We start from the raw sequence: 379 nt of genomic DNA, 5'->3' as shown, positions 1-379 counted from the left end.
GTCTTCAATGGAAAAAAGAATTTCATTTTTGTCTTTCAATAAAACAGGTACAGGCATGCCATCTCTTTTGCCTGCCCGAAAGCTAACCATTTGTGGTTGAGCCGTCCAGGCTAAACCATTATCTAAAGAACGGAAAAGGGAAATGTTCTGTTCATTGCTGTTGGTATAAGGACCTTCATCAGAAAAAAATAACCGGATTTCTCCTGACGGCAATTGTATCTGCGAAGGTTCCCAACATCCATCTTCGAATTTGGAACCAGCCTCATACAATAAACGTTCATCTGTCCAGCTTAGTCCGCCATCATAACTTTTTTTAGTGCGGATACCATAGTGTCCCGAAGCATTGCCTTTTGCCGGGCGGGGGTTATAAGATGCCAGT

Annotated in this window: 1 protein-coding gene; it reads right to left on the bottom strand. The window is 42.7% G+C overall.

Annotation, left to right across the window (positions count from 1 at the left end; all coding sequences use genetic code 11):
• Nucleotides 1-379 (bottom strand): sialidase family protein (locus tag I6F37_RS45205; protein ID WP_225155157.1); only part of this gene is annotated, 379 nt, incomplete at both ends.

Source organism: Bradyrhizobium sp. NBAIM08 (genome assembly GCF_020193935.1).
GTDB lineage: Bacteria > Pseudomonadota > Alphaproteobacteria > Rhizobiales > Xanthobacteraceae > Bradyrhizobium > Bradyrhizobium yuanmingense.
Note: the sequence above shows the minus strand (reverse complement) of the source record. Positions and strands in the feature narration are given on the sequence as shown.